Annotated in this window: 1 protein-coding gene; it reads right to left on the reverse strand. The window is 53.3% G+C overall.

What is annotated here, in order from left to right; all coding sequences use genetic code 11:
• Window positions 1-2,995, reverse strand: a 2,995-nt coding sequence (locus V6D20_16425; GenBank protein HEY9817366.1) for a HEAT repeat domain-containing protein, incomplete at its 3' end; no start/stop codon positions are given.
• Window positions 2,996-3,608 lie beyond the last annotated feature (613 nt).

Genomic DNA, 3,608 nt, shown 5'->3' on the forward strand with positions numbered 1-3,608 from the left:
CCAACCAATCGTCATCCTGTTGCACACGGTTTTTGAGCATGGGCAGGGTATCGGGATCGTCCTTCCAGTCTTGGGCGATCGCCTCCACCGCTGCACTGCGCACTAACCCTTGATCATCTTGTAGAACGCGGTCTTTGAGCATGGGCAGGGTATCGGGATCGTCTTTCCAGCCTTGGGCGATCGCCGCTACCGCCGCACGGCGCACCTGCCAATCGTCATCCTGTAGAACACGGTTTTTGAGCATGGGAAGAGTATCGGGGTCGTCTTTCCAGCCTTGGGCGATCGCCCTCACCGCCGCGTAACGCACCCACCAATAATCATCCTGTAGTATGCAGCTTTTGAGCATGGGCAGGGTATCGGGATCGTCCTTCCACCCTTCAGCGATTGCCTCCACTGCCGCACTGCGCACATCCCCATCGTTATCCTGTAGAACGCTGTCTCTGAGCATAGGCAGGGTATCAGGGTGGTCTTTCCAACCTTGGGCTATTGCCTCCACCGCCGCACTGCGTACATTCTCATTGTCATCCTGTAGAACGCAGTCTTTGAGCCAGGGAAGGGTATCAGGGTCGTCTTTGTAGGTTTGAGCGACTGCCTTCACCGCTGACTCAGGTAGATACGATTTTTGACCAAACGTCAAACAGCCTTGCAACCATGATTTAATGGTCGGACTATTCTCACAAAGGGTTGCAATTTTTGAGAGTAATGCTTGAGCAGTTTCATCACTGAATCGAGGTGAGTATTCTGTTTCCGCTTCGTGTTGAAGTTGCTGGAGCAAATGCTGGCTGATTGAGAGAATTTCTGAGCGATCACGCACCTCGCCCAAACAATCTGCTGCCAAAAAAAGATTCAATAATCCTTCCTTGTTCAGTCCGTCGCCCTCGATAAACTTCGATCGATTTACCTCAATCGCCATCAAAAACTCAATCAACTCCCCTGCAAACTTCGGCGCAATCTCTCCACAAATCAACCGCAACACCTCATGCCACGTTGGATCCTGCCAATGAACCCCAAATACCTCATCCCGCAACTGCTCGAAGGCCAATCCGCCCTCTGTGCCCCGCTTACCAAATCGCTCCACAATCTCCGTCGCACAAAAATACTCCAAGAACGTGCGATGGATAAAGGCATAATTGTCATTCCCCAAAGCACATAAAATAAAATTGCGCTCTCGCAACTGCTCAATAATTAACCCTGCAATACTCGGAGCCTGGGCCGCATCTTTCCTGTTTTTCAGATAATCAACTAAACAATCCTCTAACACCTGGCGCGTCACAAAATTCCCCGCCAACCCCTCCGGACTCGACTGCATACGATAGGCTACCTGCTGCAACATGGCCCGCTTATCGCGAAAATCTAGCTCCACCAAATACTTCGCCAAACGCGGGTCAACCAATCCCTCCTTTTCCTCAAAATCCCACTGAAACAACAACACCTCCGCCGCCTTCTCATACAGTCGCACCCGATCGCGTGGCAATTCCTCCCCCCGATTCAATATCGCCATCAACGTCAACAGCAGCGGATTCCCCGCCAGCTCAAAAATCGCCTTAGAGTGATCGATCGCCCGCTCCAACCGCCTCTGCTTCCGTTCTCGCTCGGCGGCATCGCCGTAGGTCGTCTCGTGCCAGTCTGTTACAAACTGCTGCATCTGCCCCCGGTCTAAATCCTGGAGCATAAAATGCCGAAACCCCGCCCCCCGCAGATCCTCTGCCCGATAGCCAATCACCCGCGATGTGACGATAATCCGCGCCTGGGGATACGTCTGACTAAACCCATGAATCGCCTTGAGGACATTTCCCCGCTGCCCCCGTTCCACCACCTCATCCAAGCCATCAAACATCACCAACACTCGCCCTTGATCCAGGATGCGATCCAGCTCCCCCTGGTTCAAATTCCCCACCCAGTTACTGCCCTGGTGAATAAATTCCAAAAAGTTCTTGCATTCCCCGGACTCCTTGCTTTGGATATAGCGCCGCAGTTCAATCAACAGCGGAATCGGAGCCCCTGCATCCGGCGGTTCCTGCCGCGCCCACTGCACCGCCAGATACCGCACCAGCGTCGATTTCCCTGCCCCCGGATCCCCCAGCACCACCTGATACGGCACCTGCGGATCCGCACAGATCTCTAAAATTGATCGCGGCGATGACTCAAAGTAACGCCCCTTCTGGGCCTGCCAAATCTCCTCTGCATCCCCATCGATCAGTCCCTCTGCCTGCATCCGCCGCAACTGTTCCTTGGGCAGCTCGAATAACTGCGGCGCAACGGTTTCAAACTCCCGCGCCGTCTGAGCCACAAATACACTCCACAGCGGCACCGTTCGATAATTGATACTGCCCCGTTCGTACTTACTCGCCCCCAAGCTCTCCAGCTTCAAAACCTCATACTGCTCCAGCAGCGACTCCCGATAGCGCGTCAAATCAAAGCCCACCTTCGGCCCCGCCAATTCTGTGAGTGCCGCAACCTCCTGTTTCTGAAGTTGAATGCTGAGCACCGCGCGCAGTTCTGGATGGGTCTCGATGATCCCCCCGGTTCCCTGCACCGCATCGAGATAATCAAAGCCAATCCGATCCCAGTCGATTTTTTCGGGTTTGATCAAGGCTCCCTGGGGATGATGTTCCGTCCAGATCTCCGCCAGAGCGTCACTGTCGATCGCCTCACAGCCCGACTCAAACGCCGCCCCCAAGACGCCCCGAACACGCTTATGTTTCAAAAATCGCTTAAACGGCTCGCGGTAATGGGCCTTGGCAACGGCCGGATCGACGCGGCGCACCTGGAGTTCCTTCTCGAAGAGTTGGGTGAGGGTGGCGATCGCCTCCACCGTTCCTTGCTCCAAAGCTCGCCGTTGCTCAATTGCCATGACCCCAGTCCGAATGCTGCCCTTGAAGAAATCCTTGACGTAATCCTTCAGGGCATCCGTCCCGAGACCCAACACCTGTTTGCCCACAAAACTGGCTAACTCAAGACCCGTCAGTACTGCCCAGCCTTCAAACAACATCATGACCTCGGGATATCACTATCATTATCTTAAGCGCACTCAAATCCTAAAGCTTCAGGGTTGCCAAGGTCTGCTTCAAACCATACCCCTGCTCACGTCGGTGTGGCGACACCATAGGCGATCGCTCCTCCTTCGGCAACTCCGCTTCAACTCGTGAGGTTGAGGGCGATGGTTATACGGACACATTTCCCTACGCCTAGATGTGTCAAAAGGGCTTCAATCTCAGGGACACCCCTATCCTTGGGATAGGTTTTGTGATGAACCATGATGGAGCGACGAATCCAACCGACCTAGGTCTGCTCTGTTCGATAGGAGTAATACTTCAGCCGAATTGCATCGCACGTGATCCAAGAGTTTTCTGGGTCGAGGATCGATCATAAGTCAGGAATCTCTAACTAGAACCCATGTGCTAAATGCTGTATGCGTTGATCCTGGGCTGATCGTGAAGATTGTTTGAAGATAACCGCATGACACTCTGAAATGGGCGCATTATACCGATATTCGTGTTCATAACTACCCTATTTGTGGTGTTATCAAGCGTCTAATCAACATAATCATCCTTAGTCAGGTATGTGGGCTGACCAAAATCTGCATAACACCCCAAGCAGGAGAGTTA

Source organism: Candidatus Obscuribacterales bacterium (assembly GCA_036703605.1).
GTDB lineage: Bacteria > Cyanobacteriota > Cyanobacteriia > RECH01 > RECH01 > RECH01.